The organism is Posidoniimonas corsicana (assembly GCF_007859765.1).
Taxonomy (GTDB): Bacteria; Planctomycetota; Planctomycetia; order Pirellulales; family Lacipirellulaceae; genus Posidoniimonas; species Posidoniimonas corsicana.
This window is the reverse complement of record NZ_SIHJ01000004.1, coordinates 315,431-334,593: the sequence shown is the minus strand read 5'-3', so window position 1 is coordinate 334,593 and position 19,163 is coordinate 315,431. Positions and strand designations below refer to the sequence as shown.

Here is a 19,163-nt window from a genome sequence, read left to right as displayed (position 1 = left end):
ATTAAGCCACGTTCTTCGCGGCGCCCTCGCTGTTGAGCTTGTTGTACAGCGTCTTGAGGCTGATGCCGAGCTCGTCGGCGGCCTTGGGCTTGCTTCCGTCGTGCCGCTCGAGCGACTCGTGGATGGCCTCCATCTCCATGTCGCGGAGGGTCATCGGCCCGCGGCTCTTGGCCGCCGAGGTGAGCTGCCGCTTGCCGAAGTGCCGCGGCAGGTGCTCGGCGTAGATCGGGCCCTCGTCGCACAGGATCGTGGCGTGCTCGATCACGTTGGCCAGCTCGCGGACGTTGCCCGGCCAGACGTGCGAGGTGAGGGCCTCGATGGCGTCGTCGCTGAGCTGCTGCTCGATCGGCTTGGCGCCGGGGCGGAACCGCTTGAGCAGGTGCACGGCCAGCTCGGGGATGTCGTCGGTCCGCTCGCGGAGCGGCGGCAGGTAGATCTCGAACGTGTTGATGCGGTACATCAGGTCTTCGCGGAACTCTCCGTCGGCGACCATCTCCTCGATGTTGCGGTGCGTTGCGCAGACCACCCGCACGTTGATCGACACGGACTTATTCTCGCCGACGCGGCGGATCTCGCGGCTCTCAAGCACGCGGAGCAGCTTGGCCTGCATCGCCTTGGGGAGCTCGCCGATCTCGTCGAGGAAGATCGTGCCGCCGTTGGCGACCTCGAACAGACCGACGCGGTGCTCGTCGGCGCCGGTGAACGCGCCCTTGGCGTGGCCGAACAGCTCACTCTCGATGAGGGTCTCCGGCAGGGCGCCGCAGTTGATCGCCACGAACGGCGCGGCGGCGCGGTCGCTCTGGTCGTGCACGGCGCGGGCCACCAGCTCCTTGCCGGCGCCGGTCTCGCCGCGGATCAGCACGGTCGACTCGGTCGGCGCGACCCGGCCGATCAGCCGCCGCACCTGCTCCATCGGCTTCGAGTCGCCAATTAGACGTGGCGCGCCCTCGATGCTCTCCAGCCGACGCTTGACCGCGTGGTACTGCTTGGTGAGCTTCCGCTTGTCGCTGACGCGGCGCAGCAGGGCCTCGATCTCGACCAGCTTACACGGCTTGGTCAGGTAGTCGAACGCGCCGTACCGCAGCGCGGCGATGGCGCTCTCGGTGGTGCTCTTGCCGGTCAGCACCACGGCCTCGGTGTCGGGCGACTGCTCCTTGAGCTTTGCGATCACGTCGATGCCGGTCAGGCCGGGCATGTCCAGGTCGACGATGATGCAGTCGTAGTTGTTCTTCTCGATCGCCGCGACCGCGGTCTCGCCGTCGGGGCAGACCGTGACCGTGTGGCCCATGCGGGGCAGCTCGAGCTTCATCAGCTCCTGGAGCGACCGCTCGTCGTCGGCGAACAGCAGGGACAGGCCTTCGGTACTCTGATTGGGGTCGGGCATTGTGCTGGCGTGTATCGTTTCGGTCGGTTGGTGACTCAGGTTTAGCGCGTCGGCCTTAAGCGGCCGCGGACATCGGTTCGCGGGGGAGCGTAACGGTGAACTTGCTGCCGGCGCCGGGGCCGTCGCTGGCGGCCTCGATCTTGCCGCCGTGCTCCTCGACGATGCGGTAGGTGATCGACAGCCCCAGGCCGGTCCCCTGCCCGCTCCGGCGGCGGGTGAAGAACGGCTCGAACAGGTGCTTGATGACCTCGTCGCTCATCCCGCAGCCGTCGTCGGTCACGACCACGCGCGCCCCGCCGGCGTGCGGCTCGACGCCCACCGTGACGCGGCCGCCGGGGTCGAGGCTGTCGAGCCCATTGGTCACGAGGTTGAGGATCACCTGCTTCATCTCCTGCGGGTTGACGTCCGCGACCACGGGCGGGCCCTCCTGCAGCAGCACGTGCTTGTTGTGGTACTTGCCCAGGTGCTGGACCATCTCGATGACGCCGGCAACCAGCTCGCGCATCTCGGTGGCGTGCCGCTGGGAGTCGCCGGTCTGCGAGAAGTCGAGCAGCTTCTCGGTGATCTGCTTGCAGCGGAACGCCTCGCGCCCGATCATCTCGAGGTAGCTGCGGACGACGTCCCACTCAGGCCCGCCGGTCTCGTCGGGGTTCAGGAACTCGGCCAGCCGCCCCTCGAGCGACTCGCTGCACATCGCGATCGACGCCAGCGGGTTGTTGATCTCGTGCGCGACGCCGGCCGCCAGGAAGCCGACGCTCGCCAGCTGCTCGCTGCGGACCACCTCGCGGGTGCGTTGCTGCACCTGGCGGTCGAGGTCGTCGCGGGTTTCCTTGAACTGCGCGGTCATGGCGTTCATGGCGTCGGCCAGCTCGCCCATCTCGTCGGTCGTGGCGAGCGACACCCGGTACTCCAGGTTGCCGGCTCCGACTTCACGGGCGCCCTCAACCAGCTGGTGCAGCGGCCGCGCCACCGTGTGGCGGAACACCTGGATCGACATCACCATCAGAACCGCCACGAAGATAGCGGTGACCCACGCCAGCGGGATCGCCACGTGGTACTGCGTGCGGACCTCGCCCGCCAGCTTGTGCAGCCGCTGGTGCAGGTGGCTGGGCAGCTCGGCCACAAGCGCACGGAGCGACTCGACCGACTCCTCGAGCTGGTCGAGCTGGGCGGAGTCGTCGCTCAGCTCGTCGAACATCAGCTGGTCGTCCTGCTGCTCGCTGCGGATCTTCGCCAGTATCGTGTTGACTCGGGTCAATGTCTCCCGTTCAAGGCGGTCGTCGCTGATGCCGGTGCTCTCGTGTCGACGGTTCTCGTCGAGCTGCTCGCTGTACTCGGCCAGCTTGTCCTGGATCTGTTCGAACTTGCTGCGGTACTCCTCGCGCAGCATCTTCAGGTCCCACGGGTCGTCGCCCGCCTGGGACAGCAGGTAGATGTCCTCGGCCGGGTTGAAGATCTCATCCGTCTCGTTGGCGGCCAGCAGGTTCGACTCGTTTTTCTTATCCCGGTCGATAGCCGCGATGCGTTCCCGCGCTTTGGCGAGCACCACCCGGAGGTCGCCGACGTGATGACTGAGCTCGTTGGCGAGCGGCAGCTCGGTAGACCGGGCGCTGAGCGTCTTGACCAGGCCGCGGTACGCGTACAGGCCGTAGATCGCGGCGATAAACAGCGTGAGCGTGCTGACCGCCAACAGGCCGAGGCCGACGCGGAGCTTATCCCGGATAGGCAGGTGTGTGAGCACGCTGGCGACCTCCTTGTCGCGGCTTCGTCGCTTGGTAGAGAAGCGTTGCGGCGGGCTTCTTCCATGAAGCCTCCCCGCGCTGGCGGGCAGTGTAGCAAGTGCCCTGAAAAAGTTACAAGCACAGAATCGCCGAAGATCTCGCCTTGCGCTCAGATTGCGTCGAATCGCTGCGCTGGGGTGCTAGCTCGCGGGCCGGCACACAGCCCACGCTAGTTCTTGGCCAACCTGGGGACCCAGCTGATCAGCGCCGACCCCATTGCCGAGATCATCCGGTCGCGGTCGTAGATGACCGACCGCATCAGCAACGCGCCGCACGCCAGCAGCACCAGGTTGCCGGCCCACACGGCCTGTGGCGGGAACTTGCCCCCCTTGGCCTGGTCGACGCTGACCATCAGCAGCGGGTAGTAGACAATCAGGATCGGGGCGAAGCAGACGAAGAAGCTCGCCAAGAAGTCGCTTTTCCGCATGATCATCGCGACCGGCACGCCCACCATCGCGAACGCCAGGCACGAGAACCCGCCCGCCCAACGCCGGTAAGGTTCGACATGCAGGCGGTTGAGGTCAAACCTCGCGGCTGCCAGGTCCTGGTTCCGCGCGTCCCACGACGCCTTAGAGACCTGCTCGAACTCGCCGGTCAGCATCGCGTAGGCCGCCCGGGCGGACATGTCGTTGTTGATTTGCTCGATATCGGCCTCGGTCTTGTAGATGGCCGGACCGATCTCCGCCAGCGCGTAAGTCGAGATGCGGCGATTCGACTTGTCCGCCCCGAACAACGCGCCCAGGTCTACCGCCAGCTCGAAGGTCTCGGGGTACGCCACACGGGTCGGGCCGTCCACCATCGCGTTGAAGAACCGGATCACCATCTGCCGGCTGCCGGGCTGCGAGCCGATCTCGGCCCAGTCGGCGGTGACGTTCCAAGCCTGGCCATCGCCCGAGTCCTGCAGCGAGACGTCCGGCCGGATCAGCTTCTTCCCCTCCACCCGCTGCACGGTGATGCTGAGTTTGCGGTCGGTATACGCGCGGTCGACGCGGAGCTTGCCGTAGATGACTTCCTCCAGCGAGTCGAGGAACACCCGCTCCACACCCAGCCGGCCCCAGGAAACGGCGATGTCGTTCAGCGCGACGGCCGCCAGGCTCACCGCGCCGGCGAACACGATGGTCGGCCATGCTATCGCCCACGGCGAGATGCCCATCGACTTGACCGCCACCAGCTCGTTGAATGCGGAAAGGCGGCCGAACACGTTGGTGGTGGCCAGCAGCAGGGCGCCGGGGACCGCAAACTGCATCGCCTGCGGCAGGATGTACGGGGCGAGCCTGACGATCGGGCCCAGGCCCATGCCCCGGTCGATCGCCTCCTTGCCGACGAGCGCCACGAACACCAGCGTGGTCATCCCGATCAGCGTGACCAGGAAGACCTGCACCAGATCGAGCAGCACGTAGCGAGTGAGGATACGCACGGGGCGGGCGGTGGGGCAATTAGGTGTCGAGGGCGTGGCCGGAGAGTCTAGCAGCCGCGCCGCGCCGCGTGAACGACAATCGAGCGCCGCTAGCACTGCGGCCAGGCCGCGGCGGCCGGCGGGCAACGCGCATTGACAGCCCAACGATGGGTCTTGTACAAGCCGCGCGGATCTTTCTCCAAGAAATGCTCAAGTCATCACCGCCCGTGGCCGACACCGCCCCCAACCAATCCGACGCCGACGCGCCGCCCGCAGCCGGGCGGATGCAGCGGCTGCGCGACTGGGCCAAGGAGCACCCCAAGCGGACGCTCATCGTGGGCGGGCTGCTGGGCGTCACCGCGGCCGCGACGATGGCCGGCTGGCTGGTGCTGGCCGATATGGCCGCGCCTTACCAGGCCGCCACGGTCGAGCGGGCCCTGAAGGCTCTGGACGACGGAGAGTTGGAGTACGCCGAGGACCTGGTGCTGCAGATCCAGGCCAACGGCAACCTCGACCCCAACGAGGTCGGCGGGCCGTTGTTCGTGCTGGGCGCCGTCAAGGCGGCCCGCTCGGCGACCGAGTTCTCGCCCGAGCACCGCCGCCGCGGCTACCTGCTGGCTGCCGGCTACCTGACCAAGGCCCGCGAAGCAGGCTTCCCGCCCGGCCGCGAGCACGAGGGCCAGTACCTGCTGGGCAAATCGCTGATCCGCAGCAACCAGCTGAAGAAGGGCGTGGCCGTGCTCGAGGAGGCGTTGGCCGCCAATCCTGAACGCGTGGAGGACATGCACCGCCTGGTCGCCGAGGCGCACTTCTACTCGGAGCAGCCGATCTACGACCTGGTGCTGCGGCACCTGGACCGGGCGCTGGCCACCACCGAACTGAAAGAGCCGGAGCGGTCGCAGGCGATCGTCCTCAAGGCGCTCTCCCTATCGGCGGCCGGCCGGTTTGAAGAAGCCGTCCAAGCCCTCGAACAGTCCGACCCCGCCGAAGGCCCGGCCCGCAGGCTGCTGGTCGAGGCGCAGATCGTGGTGAAGCAACTCGAGCAAGCGGCCGGAACCGGTCAACAGCCGCAGGGGGTCGATGAACTGGTAGACAACGCCGAGCGGCTCCTGGACCAGGCCTGGCAGGCGGACAAGCTCGCCACCCGCCGCGGCGCCAACCAGCTGCTCCGCGCCCAGCTACGCAGGCTGCAGGGCAAGACGAACGAGGCGCTGGCGCTGCTCGACGAGGTCCAGCAGACCCACGGCCAGGAGCCGGAGGGCGTCGCCGCCGCGGTCGCCGAGGGCGAGATGTACCAGGCCCTCAACGAAGACGAGCTGGCCGTGCAGAAGTACCGAGTGGCCATGGACTCCATCAACGACCCCATCAGCTACCGCAGCGAGCTGCTCCCGCTGTCCCAGCTGCGCGCACTGCTGCTCGCTGCGCATTCGGGCTTCGTTGCGCAGGACAAGCACCACGCGGCGGCCGAGATCGTCGAGCGGATGTACCCTGTCTTCAGCCGCAACCAGCAGCTTGAACTCAAGGCCCACACATACGCCGCATGGGGCGAGCGGCTGCTGGCCAGGGCCGACCAGGAGCCCTGGGCCGCCGAAGAGCTCCGCGACGAGGGACGCGCCAAGTTCCGCGAAGCGGGCGTGAACTACGAGCTGCTGGCCGACAGCCGCTTCGCCGACAAGCGGTACACCCAGCACATGTGGGAGGCCAGCGAGGCGTACTTCAACGGGCAGAGCTACACCAGCGCCCTCCGCGTGATCCGGCACTACCTCAAGAACGAACCCCAGCAGCGGAACGCGCTCGCGCTGCTGCGGCTTGGGCAGACGCTGCTCGCGTTGGACAAACCGGCCGGCGCGATCGACGCCTTCAACGAGTGCATCGAGTTCCACTCCCAGGACGCGGCCGTGTACGCCGCCCGGCTCGAGTGCGCCCGCGCCTACCGGGACGTGAACGAAGCCGACCGCGCCCGCGTGCTGCTCAATCAGAACCTGATCGGCAGCACGCTCGCGCCGCAGAGCCCCGAGTGGCGTGACTCCAAGTTCGAGCTAGGCCGGCTGCTCCACTCGCAGCAGCAGTACGCCGAGGCGATCGAGCACCTAGAAGAAGCAATCCTTCGGTACCCCGACAACCCGCAGACGCGGCTCGCCCAGTACCTCGTGGCCGAGGCCTACCGCTACGCGGCCGACGCCCCACTCAAGCGCTACGCCGAGGCCAAGACCGTCAACGAACGCGAACGCAACTACAACGACATCAACGACGACCTGGGCGCCGCGTTGGAGTACTACGAGCGGGTGCGACGCGAGATCGCCCTGCAGTCCAACTGGAGCACCGTCGAACGGGCGATGATCCGCAACTGCTACATGTTTAAGGGCACAGTGCTGTTCCAGCTCGGTGTTCTGGAGCAGGACGAGGCCGCCCGCACCGCCAACGACGGCAAGGCCGAGATCACCGCCGCACACCAGGCCAAGGCCAAGGAACACCTGACCGCCGCCGTGCAGGCGTACTCGGACCTGTCCGCACAGTTCCAGGACGAGCCAATCATCCTCGAGGTGCTGGTTCAGATCTCCCAGTGCTGGCGCCGACTGGACGACCCGATCAAGGCCCGTGGCCAGATCGTGCGGGCGATCGGCCTGCTTGACCAGATGCCCCGCGACACCGACTTCGCCACCACGACCAACCTGTCCCGCAACGAGTGGGACGCAATGCTCAACGAGATGCAGACCTGGTGACACCCGCCAGGCCCCGTTCATGACAACCGCCGCCACCACCGAACAACTCGCCGAGCTCCTCCGCCAGAAGCGGCAGGTGCTGACGCAGCTGCACCAGATCGGCGTCCGCCAGGGCGAACTGGTGGGTGGGGGCGACGCCACGCTGCTGCTCAAGCTGCTGGGCGCCAAGCAGACCCTGCTGACCGCCCTGCAGCAGACCGAGCGTGCGCTGGCGCCCTTCCGCGAGCAGGACCCGGACGCCCGGCCGTGGCCGACCGCCGAGCACCGCGCGGCGGCGGCGGCGGACGCCGCCGAGTGCGCCCGGCTCCTCGACGCGGTGGTGCAGATGGAGCGGACCCACGAACAAGCGATCGCCGCCCAGCGAGACCAGGTCGCGCGGCAGCTGAGAACCGCGCACTCGGCGCACCAGGCGGCCGGCGCGTACGGACGGCAGGCACGCCGCGGCGCGGCGCCGGTCCCGCTCGACCAGGGCCCGCCCGCCGAGAGCATCGACCTATCAACAGGAAGCTAGCCCCATGCAGCCGGCCCAGCAAAACCAGACCTACGAACCGCCGCGGCCCCGGCTGCGTGTGGTGGGCGCCGAGCCCCCCGAGGAAGCCCCCGGCGCCGATGACATCGCCGGCCTGCTGGCCGCCTGGAACGACGCCACCCTGCGTCTGGAGCAGACGCACGCGGTGCTGCAGACCGAGGTGGCACGGCTCAGCAACGAGCTGGAGATCAAGAACCAAGAACTCGCGAGGAAAAACCGCCTGGCCGACCTCGGTCAGATGGCGTCGCACGTCGCGCACGAGGTCCGCAACAACCTGGTGCCGGTCAATCTCTACCTGAGTTTGTTGCGGAGGCGGCTCTCGGATCAGCCGGAGAGCCTGGACATCCTTTCTCACGTTGAGGCAGGGTTCACCGCCCTGGATGCTACCGTGAACGATTTACTCAGCTTCACCGCCCACCGTCAGCCGCAATGGCACAGCTTCCTGGTCTGCTCGCTCGTCGAAGAGGTCTGCGAATCGATGGCGCCGCAGCTCGAGGCGCAGGGCATCGACGTCGACATCGACGTGCCGCCCAACACGGTGCTGACGGCCGACCGCGAGATGATCCGCCGCGCTGTGCTCAACCTGGTGCTCAACGCGATGGACGTCATGCCCGACGGCGGCGAGCTGGTCGTCACCGGCTACGACGGCGTCGCCCAGTTCGAGCTGGAAGTCGCCGACAGCGGACCGGGCCTGACCGCCGAGCAGAAACGCCGACTTTTCGAGCCGTTCTACACCACCAAGGACAAGGGCACCGGCCTGGGCCTGTCCGTGGTGTTCCACGTGGCGGAGTCGCACGGCGGCAAGGTCACCGCGATCAACTGCCCAGAAGGCGGCGCCGCCTTCACGCTGAAGATCCCCCGCCGCGCCATGGAGGCCGCCGCGTGAGCGACCCGACGCCAACTACCCCAACCGCGAAGGTCCTGGTCGTGGACGACCACGCCGCGGCCCGACGCTCGGTGGCGGACGTGCTGTCCTGCGCCGGCTACGCGGTCGAGCAGTGCGCCAGCGCCGTCGAGGCGCTCGCCCACATGCGTGACCGCGAGCCGGACGTTGTGGTGACCGACCTGCAGATGCCCGGCATGAACGGCCTGGAGTTCATCGAGGAGATCGGCCGCCGCGGGCACGCGTGCCAGGTGCTGATGATCACCGCCCACGCCAGCGTGCAGACGGCGGTCGACGCGATGCGGGTTGGGGCGTTCGACTACCTGGAGAAGCCGTTCGACGTGGACCGGCTGGAGGCCAGCGTCGCACGGGCCGCCAAGCGGCGCGCCATCGCCGACGTGGGCGACGCTGCTCCGCGGATCCTGGGCGAGAGCCCCGCCATGCGCCGGCTGCTCGACCAGATCGCGCTGATCGCCCCCACCGACGAGACCGTCTTAGTCTGTGGAGAGAGCGGCGTCGGCAAGGAACTGATCGCCCAGACCATGCACTCGCTCAGCCGGCGGGCGGACGGGCCGATGGTGGGCGTCAATTGCCCGGTGCTGTCGGAACAGCTCGCGGAGAGCGAGCTGTTTGGGCACCGCAAGGGCGCGTTCACCGGTGCGGACGCAGACCGGGTGGGCCGCTTCGAGGCGGCCCGCGGAGGCACCATCCTGCTGGACGAGGTCACCGAGATCCGCCCCCACCTGCAGGCCAAGCTGCTGCGGGTGCTGCAGGAACGGATGTTCGAGAAGGTCGGCTCCAGCGAGGCCACGCCGCTCGACGCTCGGGTGATCGCCGCCACCAACAGGCGACTAGAGGAAGAGGTCCGGGCGCGCCGCTTCCGTGAGGACCTGTACTACCGACTGGCGGTGGTTCCAATCACCGCGCCCCCGCTCCGCGACCGCGGCGAGGACGTGCTGCTGCTCGCCGAGCACTTCGCCGCACAGGCGGCGGCCCGGCTCGGACGCGACCGGCGACTCTCCGACCCCACGCGTGACCTGCTGATGACGTACCACTGGCCAGGCAACGTGCGTGAGCTGCAGAACATCATCACCCGAGCGTGCGTGCTCTCCGAGTCGGACGACATCTGCGCGGACCTTATCCGCCCGTGGCTGGGTCCGGTGGCCGAGCAGGCCCCATCGCCCCCATCGCCCACAACGCCCACCGCAGACAAAACGCTTGCCTCAGATAGAACGCTCGCCGAGGTCGAACGCGAGGTGATCCTGGCGACACTGGGACGCAACGACGGGCACCGCGCGCGGACAGCGGCGGCCCTCGGCATCGGTGTGCGCACGCTCAGCGGGAAGCTGCGTGACTACGGCGTTCCGCCCGGTGAGAAACAACTCGCCCGGTCGGCGTAGCGCGACCAGCGGCAGATCCTGCCGGCACCGTCGGCAGGTTCTGCCGACAGCACCCGGCCCGGGAAGAGACGGACAATACGCGCGGCGTGGCGATCTGGTGAAACCGCCACGACTTGCGAAACGAAAGGCGGCCCGCGCCCGTGCGATGGCGCGCCGCTTGCTTTGATCGCCGGGGGGCGAGGTCGCTGCCCGAACCACGTCCCCACCCCCTACCCGAAGCGTCACACCGCTATGGCCGCCAACATCTTCAACTCGTCCACGCTGCCGGTGCTCGAGCAGGTGGTGAACTTCGCGCAAGCACGCCACGGCGTGTTGGCGGGCAATATTGCGAACCTTGACACGCCCGGCTATAAGACCCGCGACTTGTCTCCGGAGTTGTTCCAAGAAAACCTCAAGCAGGCGATCGAGGAGAGCCGACGGCCGGCCAGCCCCGGGCAGTCCGCGGCGTCCGGCGCGACCGGGGCCGCGTCTACCACCAACTACGACGCCTTCGCCAAGGTGGAGGACTCGCTCAAAGGCATCCTCCGTCACGACGGCGTCGACGTCAGCCTCGAACACCAGATCGCCGAGATCAGCAAGAACCACGCGCAGCACAACCTAGCGGTCAACCTGATGAACAGCCAGTTCCGGCAGCTCCGGGCGGCCATCAGCGAGCGGCAGGTGTAGCGTAGCCCGGCCGCCGAGTCACCACCCCCAACCCCAACGCACGTCCCATGTTCAACGCCTTCGACGTCAGCACGAGCGGCCTGGTCGCCCAGCGGACGCGGCTCAACGCCATCTCGTCGAACCTGGCCAACATGTCGACCACGCGGAACGAGTTCGGCGAGGCCGAGGCCTACCGCCCGCGGTACGTGACATTCCAGACCGACACGTCGCTCACCACGTCGGGCGGCGGCGCCGGCGTGCGGGTGGCGAGCGTCGACCTGTCGGACGAGCCGCCCAACATGAAGTACCAGCCCGGCCACCCCGACGCGGGCCCCAACGGCTACGTCGCGTACCCCAACGTGGACATGACCACCGAGTTCGTCGACGCCCTCGAGGCCACCCGTGCATACGAGGCCAACATCGGCGTGATCGAAATCACCAAGGACCTGGGCGCCCAGACGCTCCGGATCATCGCCTAGGTTCCCCAGGCTCCCCCCAGGGCTAGCAAGCCATGAACGCCATCACCGCCGGCGGATTCCAGCCGACCAACCTCACGCACCCCGCGTTGCAGTCGCCCAAGGGGGCCGACGGCGGCGCGTTCAAGGGGATGCTGGTCGACTCGATCCAGCAGGTCAACTCGATGCAGACGCAGGCCGACCAGGCGGTCGAGACCCTGTTCACCGGCGGGGACATCAACCCGGCCGAGGTGCTGACGGCCGTCCAGAAGGCCGACCTGGCGTTCCGCCTCACGATGCAGATGCGGAACAAGGCGATGGAGGTCTACCAAGAGATCAAAGACATCCGGATCTAGCCGACCACGCCGCCCCCCTCGCTGTCGACCGAACCTACCCTAGCAGCCGCCCATGGACTTCCTGAACAAGTACATCGACCAGCTCCGCGACCTGTTCGCGAGCATGACCCCCGGCGCCCGGCTCACCACCGGCGCGCTGCTGGCGGTAGTGGTGGTCAGCATCGGGTTCTTGTTCAAGCAGTCGACCTCAGGCCCGGACGAGTACCTGTACGGCGGCGAGCCGCTCACCCGGCAGGAACTGATCGACATCGCCACCGCGTTGTCCGACGCGGGCCTCTCCGACTACGACATCGTCGGGAACATGGTCAAGGTGCCGAGGTCGAAGAAGCACGAGTATCTGGCCGCGATCGGCGCCGCGGACGCCCAGCCGAAGGACGTCAGCAGCGTGCTCGAGAAGGCGGTGGAGAACCTCAGCCCCTTCAGCTCCAGCGTTCAACAGCAGCACCAGGTCAAGGCGGCCCACGCCCGCACCCTCTCCATGACGATCAGCAAGATTGCATGGATCGAAGACGCCACCGTGATGTACGACGAGAAGGACATCCGCGGCCTGCGGCACAAGACAATCGCCACCGCCACGGTCAACGTGCAGCCGAAGGCCGGCGAGTACATCGACAGCCGCCGTGCGCGGAGCCTTCAAAACATGGTGGCCGGCGCGTTCGCCAGCATGAAGCCCGAGGACGTTGTGGTCAACAACCTCAATGGCGACGACGTCGCAAGCAACACCGATATCTCGCCCGACGACTTCAGCACCCCGTACCTCCGCGAGCAGGCGCGGCTGGAGCTGGCCAAGAAGCGTCAGGTCGAGCGGCTGCTGGGCTACATCCCCGGCGCCCGGGTGCAGATTAAGGTGGAACTGGACGAGAAGCTGTCCGAGGAGTCCCTCGCCACCAGCCCCGAAGGACCGCCCGCGACGATCCACGAGTCGGAGGTGTCCGAGACGAGCAAGCAGGCCAACACCGATGGCGGCGCCCCCCCGGGCGGGTTCGCTCAAGGCCCCAGCCGCGGCACCCGAGAGCAGGCGCCGGCTCGCAACAACTCCTCCGAGACAAGCGTCACCAAGACCGAGACTACCTCCCACACGTACGACCGCCGCGTCGCGACCGTCAGCGCCGGTCTGGTCCCCAAGTCGATGTGGGCGAGCATCGAGATCCCCCGCGAGTTCATCATCGGGATCTGGAAGAAGAACAAGCTGGCCGAGGAGGGCAAGGAGCCCGAGCTGGTCGACCGCGAGCAGGTGAACCTGCTCCAGAAACAGATTATCGACGATATCAAGACCTCGGTCGAGCCGCTCATGACCGAGCTGGCCGCCGGCAAGGACGAGTTCTCGCAGGTAAAGGTAGTGGTCTACGACACCCTGCCGCAGCGCGAGATCGAGAAGCCATCAATGGCCAGCCAGGGCCTGTTCTGGCTCGGCGAGTATGGCAACTCGCTCGCCATGCTGGGGCTGGCCGCGTTCAGTCTGGTGATGCTGCGGTCGATGGTCCGGGGCGGGTCGAAGGCCGGACCCGCCGGCGCCGCCGCTCTGCAGCTCAAGCCGGATTCGGAGAAAGCAGGCGGAGGAATGGAGCCAGCCGCGGACGACGACTCGCGTCCCAAGCTCCGCCTAAAGAAGCCGGACCCCGTCAAGGATGACCTGGCAGAAATGGTCCGCGAGGACCCAGACGCCGCAGCCGCCATCCTCAGCAACTGGATCAGCAACGCGAGCTAGCCCACGCCCGTGAGCCACCGCAGAGAACCGCACAAGCACGCGAACAACCATGGCGACCGCGACCCTTCAATCCGAATCCACGATCCGCAAAGCCGCGGTCCTGGTCCGCAGCCTCGACGCGGAATCTGTCGCGGCGTTGCTGGCAAGGCTCTCGCCCGCCGAGGCGAAGGCGGTCCGCCAGGCGGTGCGCGAGCTCGACGCCGTCAGCGATGAGGAGCGGCTGCAGATCGCGGCCGAGCTCCGCGGCCAGCGTTTCTCTGATGCACCCCCACAGACAGCGGAGCCGCCAGATTCCGAAGCCGGCGTCGATGTGCTGTTCAGCGGCGGCTACGAGCCGCCAGCGGCCGCGTCGGCTCCCACCGAAATCATGGCCAGCGTCACGGCGCCCGCGCCGCGACTGGGCGCACTGAGCCAGGCGGACCCTGAAGCGTTGCTCGCCTACCTGAAGCTCGAGCAGCCCTCCACCATCGCCGTGGTGCTCTCTTGCCTGCCGCCCGGCCGCGCGGCGGACGTGCTCAGCCGCCTGCCGGAGGATCTGCAGGACCGCGCGGTCAACCGGCTTTCGGAGATGGGCGACATCGACCCCGACAGCCTCGATGTGATCGCCGCCGAGCTGGAGTCCTGGATCGCGCAGCACACGCAGGACCGCCGACGGAGAGACGACCGCCGGGCCACGCTGCAGGCGATCCTCGATGCGTCGCCGGCGGCGGCACGCGGCCGGCTCGCCGATCAGCTCGCCGCCCGCTGGCCCGAACTAAAGCCCGCCGAGCCCCCGGCGCCAAAGCCCGCCGAGCGGCCAACGCCTGCAACCATCGAGCTGCCGCGACGGCCCACGCCGCCACCCAAGCCGGCGCCCCGCCCCGCCCTGCCCTTTACTGAGGTAGAGAAGCTCAGCGGCGCCGAGCTGGCGGCGGTGTTCGCCCGCGTCGACCGCGGCACGCTGCTGGTGGCGTTGTTCGGCGCCAGCGATCAGCTCTTGGCGCGGCTACGCGAGATCACGACGACGAAGCAGATGCGGGCGTTGGAGCAGAGCATCAATCGGCTTGGGCCGGTGCGGCTGAGCGATGTCGCCCACGCGCAGCGTGCGGTCGGCGAGGCCGCCGCGGAACGGGTCGCCCAGCCGAGGAGGGCCGCCTGATGGCAAGCATTATCCGCGGCGGCGTAGACGCACCGCCATCGAACGCGCCATCCGTCCGAGGCGTGGCGTTCGACTTCCAAGACATGTCGCACCGCGCGGACGAGTACGTCCAGCAGGTCCGCGACGAGGCCGCCAAGATTGTGCAGCAGGCGCACGCCGACGCTCAACAGGTGCGTCGGAACGCGGAGAAGGCCGGCCGCGAAGCCGCCGAGCAGGCTATCGAACAGGTGCTGGCGGAGATGGTCGGCAAGCAGATCGACACCCTCCGCCCCGCGCTGGCCGGGATCGTCGAGCAGCTCGACGCTTCGCGGAGCCAGTGGCTGGACCACTGGCAGCAGGCGTCGTTGGCGCTAGCGGTGAAGATCGCCGAGCGGCTCATCCGCCGCGAGCTTACGGAGCGGCCTGAGATCTCGGCCGAGTGGGTCCGCGAGGCGTTGACAATGGCCGCGTCGGGCGGCGAGATCACGGTGCGGCTGAACCCCGCCGACCACGCCCACCTGGCCCCCAAGGCGGAAGACGTCGCCCGCGACCTGGGCCGTCTGGCACAGACCCGGATCCTCGGCGACGACGCGGTGCGGCCCGGTGGGTGCCTGGTCGAGACCCGCTACGGGTCGATCGATATGCAGCTCGAATCCCAGCTCGAACGCATCGCAGAAGAACTCAGCTAAACACAGGCGAACAACCGGCAGGACGATGGACCGTCCCCATGGACTTTGACTACCTACTACAGAACGCCACCCCCGCTGCGCTGAACGGCAGCGTCGTGGAGGTGGTGGGCCTCACCGCGACGGCGGCCGACTTCCCCGCGCCCATCGGAGCGCTGGCGGAGATCTACGCGCCGTCGGGCGAAGCGATCGAGGCCGAGGTCGTCGGGTTCTCCGACGCGGGCGCCGTGCTGTACCCGCTGCGCAGCATCGCCGGCGTGCGCCGCGGATGCCGCGTCAGGCTCAAGCAGGCCGCCCGCCGCATCCGCGTTGGCACCGGTCTCCTCGGCCGCGTTGTGAACGCCCACGCGCGGTGCATCGACGGCAAGCCTCACCCGTACCTCACCGACCGGGCCCCGCTGGAGCGCGACGCGCCGGGACCAGTCGACCGGCCCCGGATCCAGCAGCCGCTTTCCACGGGCGTCCGTTCGATCGACGGTATGCTGACCTGCGGCCGCGGCCAGCGGCTGGGCATCTTCGCCGGGTCCGGCGTTGGCAAGAGCGTGCTCCTGGGCATGATGGCGCGCAACACGTCGGCCGACGTCAACGTGATCTGCCTGGTCGGCGAGCGTGGCCGCGAGGTCAACGACTTCATTGAACGGGACCTCGGGCCCGAGGGGCTCAAGCGGAGCGTGGTGGTGGTCGCCACCAGCAACGAGCCGGCGCTGATGCGGCTGCAGGCCGCGTCGGCGGCGACCTCGATCGCCGAGTGGTTCCGCGACCGCGGCCAGGACGTGCTGCTGCTGGTCGACTCGGTCACGCGCACCGCGATGGCCAACCGCGAGATCGGCCTTGCGGCCGGCGAGCCACCCACCAGCCGCGGCTACCCCCCCTCCACCTTCAGCCTGCTGCCGCGGCTGGTCGAGCGTGCCGGCCGATCCAGCGCGGGCAGCATCACCGCGTTCTACTCGGTGCTGGTCGAGGGCGATGACGAGAACGAGCCGATCGCCGACACCATGCGGGGACTGCTGGACGGCCACGTCTGGCTGTCGCGCAAACTGGCCGGCGAGGGACACTACCCGGCCATCGACCTGCTGCAGAGCATCAGCCGGTTGATGAGCGAGGTCGCCGGCGCCCGCGAACAGGAGTCCGCCCTGCTGGTCCGACGCCTGCTTGCCGCCTACCGCGAGAACGAGGACCTGATCACCATCGGCGCCTACCGCAAGGGGAGCAACCGGACCGTCGACGCCGCGCTCGCGCTCCGCGAGGAGATCAACGGCTTCCTGCGACAGACCCGCAGCGAGGAGTGCACGCTCGAAACCACGATCCAGGCGCTCAACACTCTGGGCGCCAAGGCGGCCAACGCGCTCGGACCGCCCGCGGCGCCGATCGCGCCCATCGTGTCGCCCGCTGCCAGCGCAATGACGCCTCCCCAACCCACCTGACCTAGCCGCCAACCATGGCCAATTATCGCTTCCGACTCGAACCGGTGCGGCGCCTCCGCGAGGCGCGGCGTGACGAGCTGCGCGGTCAGCTCGCCGACGCGTACCGCGCGGCGGAGGTCATCACCGAGCAGCGGCGAAAGGTGCTGGCCGAGCTCGCGGGGGTGCGGTCGCGGCAGCAGCAGCTGGCGCGGGAGCAGAATTTGAGCGTCAACCGCATCGTCGAGCACCAGCGGTACGAGCTGATCCTGGAGTCGCAGTCGAAGGACCTGGCCGAGAAGCTGAAGCTCGTCGAGAAGGAGGTCGACCGCCGCCGCAACCTGGTGGCCGACGCCGACCGCGAGGTGCGCACGCTCGACAAACTCGAGGAGCGGCAACGCACCGCCCACCGGCTCGGTGAGCAGCGTGCCGACGCGAAGCTGATGGACGAGGTCGCGCTGCAGACACTCGCCGGCCGCAGTGCGGGCGGCGCGGGAGGTGATGCAAGATGAGAATGTTGATGACGCTAGTCGGCTACGTCTGCACCGCCACGGTGGTCTCGGCCACGCTGGGGCTGGCGTACCTCTACAGCTCGAACCGCGTAGACGACGAGAAGCTGTTCCGCGTGGTCGCCCTGCTGCACGACGTCGACATCGACCGGATCGCCGAGGAGACCGAGGTGGCCACCGAGGAGATCCCCTCGGAGGAGCCCTCTCCCGAAGAGGTCGAGTGGCGCCGTCAGATCCTAGCACGCAACCACGAGGTCAAGCTCGAGGCGCTCAAACGCAACAAGCTGAACTTCGACGCCTCGCTCAACGCGCTCATCACAGAGAAAGCCCGCTTCGACGAGATCGCCTCGAAACTCGAGCAGCAGCTGGAGGAAGAGGGCGAGCTGTCCAACAAGCAGAGTGTGCTGAAGGTGGTGCAGAACCTGGAGCTGATGAAGCCCGACCAGGCGAAGGAGGAGCTCAAACGCATCCTCGCCGAGGAGGACGGGGTCAACAACGTCATCAAGCTGACTGGATCGATGAACACCGGCAAGCTGAAGAAGATCCTGCAGCGGTTCACTGAAGAGGGTGAGCAGGAAGAGCTGCACGCCATCATCCAGTCGATGCTCAACGGCGGCCCCCAACAGGAGGTCTTCCAGGACGCGTTGGAAGAACTCAACAAGCTCAAGTCCAAGTAGCCCTCGGCGCCAAGCCATGACACAGATCTCGATCGATCCCGGTCAGCCTCTGATCCCCCCGCCCGCGCCGTCGGGCGCGCGGAAGGACCGCGACGCGTTTGCCGAGCGGCTGTCGGAGGCCGGCCAGCGCCGCCCGGACGCGGCGGCGCCCAAATCGGACGAACGGCCCGAGGCGGCCTCGGCCGAACCAGCCGGGCAGCCGGAAGCTGCCGCCGACGTCGAGGGCCGCGACGCCGACGCCAACCAGGACGACGCGTCTAGCGACGAGCCACAAACGGAGGCTAGCGCCGACGCCGCCCCTCAGCCGCCTGCAGTGTCGGACCAGGTAGTCGTGGAGATTCCAACCGAGACAGAAAGCGATACCGAGACGGCGGATGCTGGCGATTCCGACAGCCCGCCGCAGGGCGAGACCGACGAGCAACTGCCGACCGCCGAGCCGGAGGCGAATGCCGCCACGCAGCCAGTCGAGACCGACCCGCAAGCGCCAACTCCCAAGAACGAGGGCGTTGCTGCCGCCCAAGCCCAAACCGCTCAGCCATCAGCAGTAGGGTCTGAAGATCGGGAGACCGACGATGGCCAGGAAGCGGCCGAAGGTGAATCCTCGCCTGAGCCGGCGACTCAGATTGCAGACGAAGGCGGTGAGGACTCCCTGACCGACGACGACAGCGCCACGCAGCCGGCGCTGACCGCCACATCGAACCAACAGCAGACCAACGAACCGGTCGCCGAAAGCAATTCCAGCGAGACGACGACCGACCCGCCCGCTAGCGCGCCTCCCGAGGACGACAACTCGCCGCGCGACGGAGATCAGCGTCGAGGGCCCGCCGCGTCGAACGCCGACCGCGTGACCAACGCCGCCCAGGAGAACGCCGAGACGCCGGACGCCCCCACCGAGGCCGAGGCGCCAGAACCCGAGATCGCCCCCGACGCAGCTCCGACCGCCGAAGCGAAGCCCGAGAGCAGCAGCGCCACGTCGACGAGCCCCAGTTCACTGGAGCGGCTCTCATCGGCGCGGCTCGGGATCGCCAAGCCGAGCGAGCCCTCCCCCGGCGAGACGCAGCCCCAGGTCGACCCGGCCCGATTCGTCGGACGGGTTAGCCGGGCGTTCGAAGCGGCCAATCAACGCGGCGGCGAGGTCCGGGTGCGGCTCAGCCCGCCCGAGCTTGGCGCGGTGCAGATCAAGCTGTCGGTGAGCGCGGAGGGCGCGATGCACGCCTCGGTCGAGACCGAGACCGCGTCGGCCCGCAGCGTGCTGCTGGACAACCTGCCGGCGTTGCGGGAACGGCTGGCGGAGATGGACATCCGGATCGAGAAGTTCGACGTTGACGTCCAGCGGGACGGCGCCGGCCAGCAGGACTGGACCGAGAACGAGAAACGCCGCGACGAGCAGCGGGCGCAGCGCGCCAACGCGCTGCCCGGCGCCGAATCGGCGCCGGCGGCCGAAACCCCCGGCGACTCCGCGCCGTCCGGCGGCGCGCCAGCGGGCCCCGACCAGATCAACCTCGTTGCCTAAG

17 protein-coding genes are annotated in these 19,163 nt (G+C 68.3%); 14 read left to right on the top strand and 3 right to left on the bottom strand.

Annotation, left to right across the window (positions count from 1 at the left end; genetic code table 11):
• Position 1 precedes the first annotated feature (1 nt).
• The 3 genes from KOR34_RS22720 to KOR34_RS22710 all read right to left on the bottom strand — a co-directional run bounded on the left by KOR34_RS22720 (position 2) and on the right by KOR34_RS22710 (position 4,582).
• Entirely contained in the window at positions 2 to 1,384 is a 1,383-nt protein-coding gene (locus KOR34_RS22720; RefSeq protein ID WP_228714743.1) for a sigma-54-dependent transcriptional regulator, read from the bottom strand.
• Positions 1,385 to 1,439: 55 nt separating this feature from the next.
• Positions 1,440 to 3,125 carry a sensor histidine kinase gene (locus KOR34_RS22715; protein WP_146568416.1) on the bottom strand — a complete coding sequence of 562 codons (1,686 nt, stop codon included), beginning with the start codon at positions 3,123 to 3,125 and terminating at the stop codon, positions 1,440 to 1,442.
• Between the two features lie 209 nt (positions 3,126 to 3,334).
• Positions 3,335 to 4,582, bottom strand: coding sequence for an LptF/LptG family permease (locus KOR34_RS22710; protein ID WP_197531676.1), 1,248 nt, complete (start codon positions 4,580 to 4,582; stop codon positions 3,335 to 3,337).
• A gap of 146 nt (positions 4,583 to 4,728) precedes the next feature.
• Here KOR34_RS22710 and KOR34_RS22705 point away from each other — a divergent pair, with 146 nt between their 5' ends.
• The 14 genes from KOR34_RS22705 (at position 4,729) to KOR34_RS22640 (ending at position 19,162) form a co-directional block, all read left to right on the top strand.
• Entirely contained in the window at positions 4,729 to 7,284 is a 2,556-nt protein-coding gene (locus tag KOR34_RS22705) for a tetratricopeptide repeat protein (RefSeq protein WP_146568414.1), read from the top strand.
• 19 nt (positions 7,285 to 7,303) lie between these two features.
• Positions 7,304 to 7,795, top strand: a complete 492-nt coding sequence (locus KOR34_RS22700; RefSeq protein WP_146568413.1) for a flagellar export chaperone FlgN — start codon at positions 7,304 to 7,306, stop codon at positions 7,793 to 7,795.
• A 4-nt stretch (positions 7,796 to 7,799) separates the two neighbouring features.
• Positions 7,800 to 8,699 carry a sensor histidine kinase gene (locus KOR34_RS22695; protein ID WP_146568412.1) on the top strand — a complete coding sequence of 300 codons (900 nt, stop codon included), beginning with the start codon at positions 7,800 to 7,802 and terminating at the stop codon, positions 8,697 to 8,699.
• Positions 8,696 to 10,096 (top strand): sigma-54-dependent transcriptional regulator, encoded by a 1,401-nt coding sequence (locus tag KOR34_RS22690; RefSeq protein WP_146568411.1) that lies wholly within the window; start codon positions 8,696 to 8,698, stop codon positions 10,094 to 10,096. Before KOR34_RS22695 ends, KOR34_RS22690 begins: the two co-directional genes overlap by 4 nt.
• 231 nt (positions 10,097 to 10,327) lie before the next feature.
• Entirely contained in the window at positions 10,328 to 10,762 is a 435-nt protein-coding gene (gene flgB, locus KOR34_RS22685; protein ID WP_146568410.1) for a flagellar basal body rod protein FlgB, read from the top strand.
• Positions 10,763 to 10,809: 47 nt separating this feature from the next.
• The gene (flgC, locus tag KOR34_RS22680; RefSeq protein ID WP_146568409.1) at positions 10,810 to 11,220 is read left to right on the top strand and encodes a flagellar basal body rod protein FlgC; all 411 of its coding nucleotides are present in this window, start codon (positions 10,810 to 10,812) and stop codon (positions 11,218 to 11,220) included.
• A 32-nt stretch (positions 11,221 to 11,252) separates the two neighbouring features.
• The gene (fliE, locus tag KOR34_RS22675; protein WP_146568408.1) at positions 11,253 to 11,552 is read left to right on the top strand and encodes a flagellar hook-basal body complex protein FliE; all 300 of its coding nucleotides are present in this window, start codon (positions 11,253 to 11,255) and stop codon (positions 11,550 to 11,552) included.
• Positions 11,553 to 11,604: 52 nt separating this feature from the next.
• Positions 11,605 to 13,260, top strand: coding sequence for a hypothetical protein (locus KOR34_RS22670; RefSeq protein ID WP_146568407.1), 1,656 nt, complete (start codon positions 11,605 to 11,607; stop codon positions 13,258 to 13,260).
• 49 nt (positions 13,261 to 13,309) lie between these two features.
• The gene (locus KOR34_RS27350) at positions 13,310 to 14,398 is read left to right on the top strand and encodes a FliG C-terminal domain-containing protein (protein WP_146568406.1); all 1,089 of its coding nucleotides are present in this window, start codon (positions 13,310 to 13,312) and stop codon (positions 14,396 to 14,398) included.
• Entirely contained in the window at positions 14,398 to 15,066 is a 669-nt protein-coding gene (locus KOR34_RS22660; protein ID WP_146568405.1) for a FliH/SctL family protein, read from the top strand. Before KOR34_RS27350 ends, KOR34_RS22660 begins: the two co-directional genes overlap by 1 nt.
• A gap of 38 nt (positions 15,067 to 15,104) precedes the next feature.
• Entirely contained in the window at positions 15,105 to 16,487 is a 1,383-nt protein-coding gene (locus KOR34_RS22655) for a FliI/YscN family ATPase (RefSeq protein ID WP_146568404.1), read from the top strand.
• A gap of 14 nt (positions 16,488 to 16,501) precedes the next feature.
• The gene (fliJ, locus tag KOR34_RS22650; RefSeq protein WP_146568403.1) at positions 16,502 to 16,975 is read left to right on the top strand and encodes a flagellar export protein FliJ; all 474 of its coding nucleotides are present in this window, start codon (positions 16,502 to 16,504) and stop codon (positions 16,973 to 16,975) included.
• On the top strand, positions 16,972 to 17,649 hold the full coding sequence (locus KOR34_RS22645; protein ID WP_146568402.1) for a hypothetical protein: 678 nt from the start codon (positions 16,972 to 16,974) through the stop codon (positions 17,647 to 17,649). Before fliJ ends, KOR34_RS22645 begins: the two co-directional genes overlap by 4 nt.
• 16 nt (positions 17,650 to 17,665) lie before the next feature.
• Entirely contained in the window at positions 17,666 to 19,162 is a 1,497-nt protein-coding gene (locus KOR34_RS22640; RefSeq protein WP_146568401.1) for a flagellar hook-length control protein FliK, read from the top strand.
• Position 19,163 lies beyond the last annotated feature (1 nt).

Bases quoted from the DNA above. Each gene is read 5' to 3' on its own strand.
- KOR34_RS22720 (WP_228714743.1), bottom strand. From the start codon at position 1,384: ATGCCCGACCCCAATCAGAGTACCGAAGGCCTGTCCCTGCTGTTCGCC.
- KOR34_RS22705 (WP_146568414.1), top strand. From the start codon at position 4,729: ATGGGTCTTGTACAAGCCGCGCGGATCTTTCTCCAAGAAATGCTCAAG.
- KOR34_RS22700 (WP_146568413.1), top strand. From the start codon at position 7,304: ATGACAACCGCCGCCACCACCGAACAACTCGCCGAGCTCCTCCGCCAG.
- KOR34_RS22695 (WP_146568412.1), top strand. From the start codon at position 7,800: ATGCAGCCGGCCCAGCAAAACCAGACCTACGAACCGCCGCGGCCCCGG.
- flgB (WP_146568410.1), top strand. From the start codon at position 10,328: ATGGCCGCCAACATCTTCAACTCGTCCACGCTGCCGGTGCTCGAGCAG.
- flgC (WP_146568409.1), top strand. From the start codon at position 10,810: ATGTTCAACGCCTTCGACGTCAGCACGAGCGGCCTGGTCGCCCAGCGG.
- fliE (WP_146568408.1), top strand. From the start codon at position 11,253: ATGAACGCCATCACCGCCGGCGGATTCCAGCCGACCAACCTCACGCAC.
- KOR34_RS22670 (WP_146568407.1), top strand. From the start codon at position 11,605: ATGGACTTCCTGAACAAGTACATCGACCAGCTCCGCGACCTGTTCGCG.
- KOR34_RS27350 (WP_146568406.1), top strand. From the start codon at position 13,310: ATGGCGACCGCGACCCTTCAATCCGAATCCACGATCCGCAAAGCCGCG.
- KOR34_RS22660 (WP_146568405.1), top strand. From the start codon at position 14,398: ATGGCAAGCATTATCCGCGGCGGCGTAGACGCACCGCCATCGAACGCG.
- KOR34_RS22655 (WP_146568404.1), top strand. From the start codon at position 15,105: ATGGACTTTGACTACCTACTACAGAACGCCACCCCCGCTGCGCTGAAC.
- fliJ (WP_146568403.1), top strand. From the start codon at position 16,502: ATGGCCAATTATCGCTTCCGACTCGAACCGGTGCGGCGCCTCCGCGAG.
- KOR34_RS22645 (WP_146568402.1), top strand. From the start codon at position 16,972: ATGAGAATGTTGATGACGCTAGTCGGCTACGTCTGCACCGCCACGGTG.
- KOR34_RS22640 (WP_146568401.1), top strand. From the start codon at position 17,666: ATGACACAGATCTCGATCGATCCCGGTCAGCCTCTGATCCCCCCGCCC.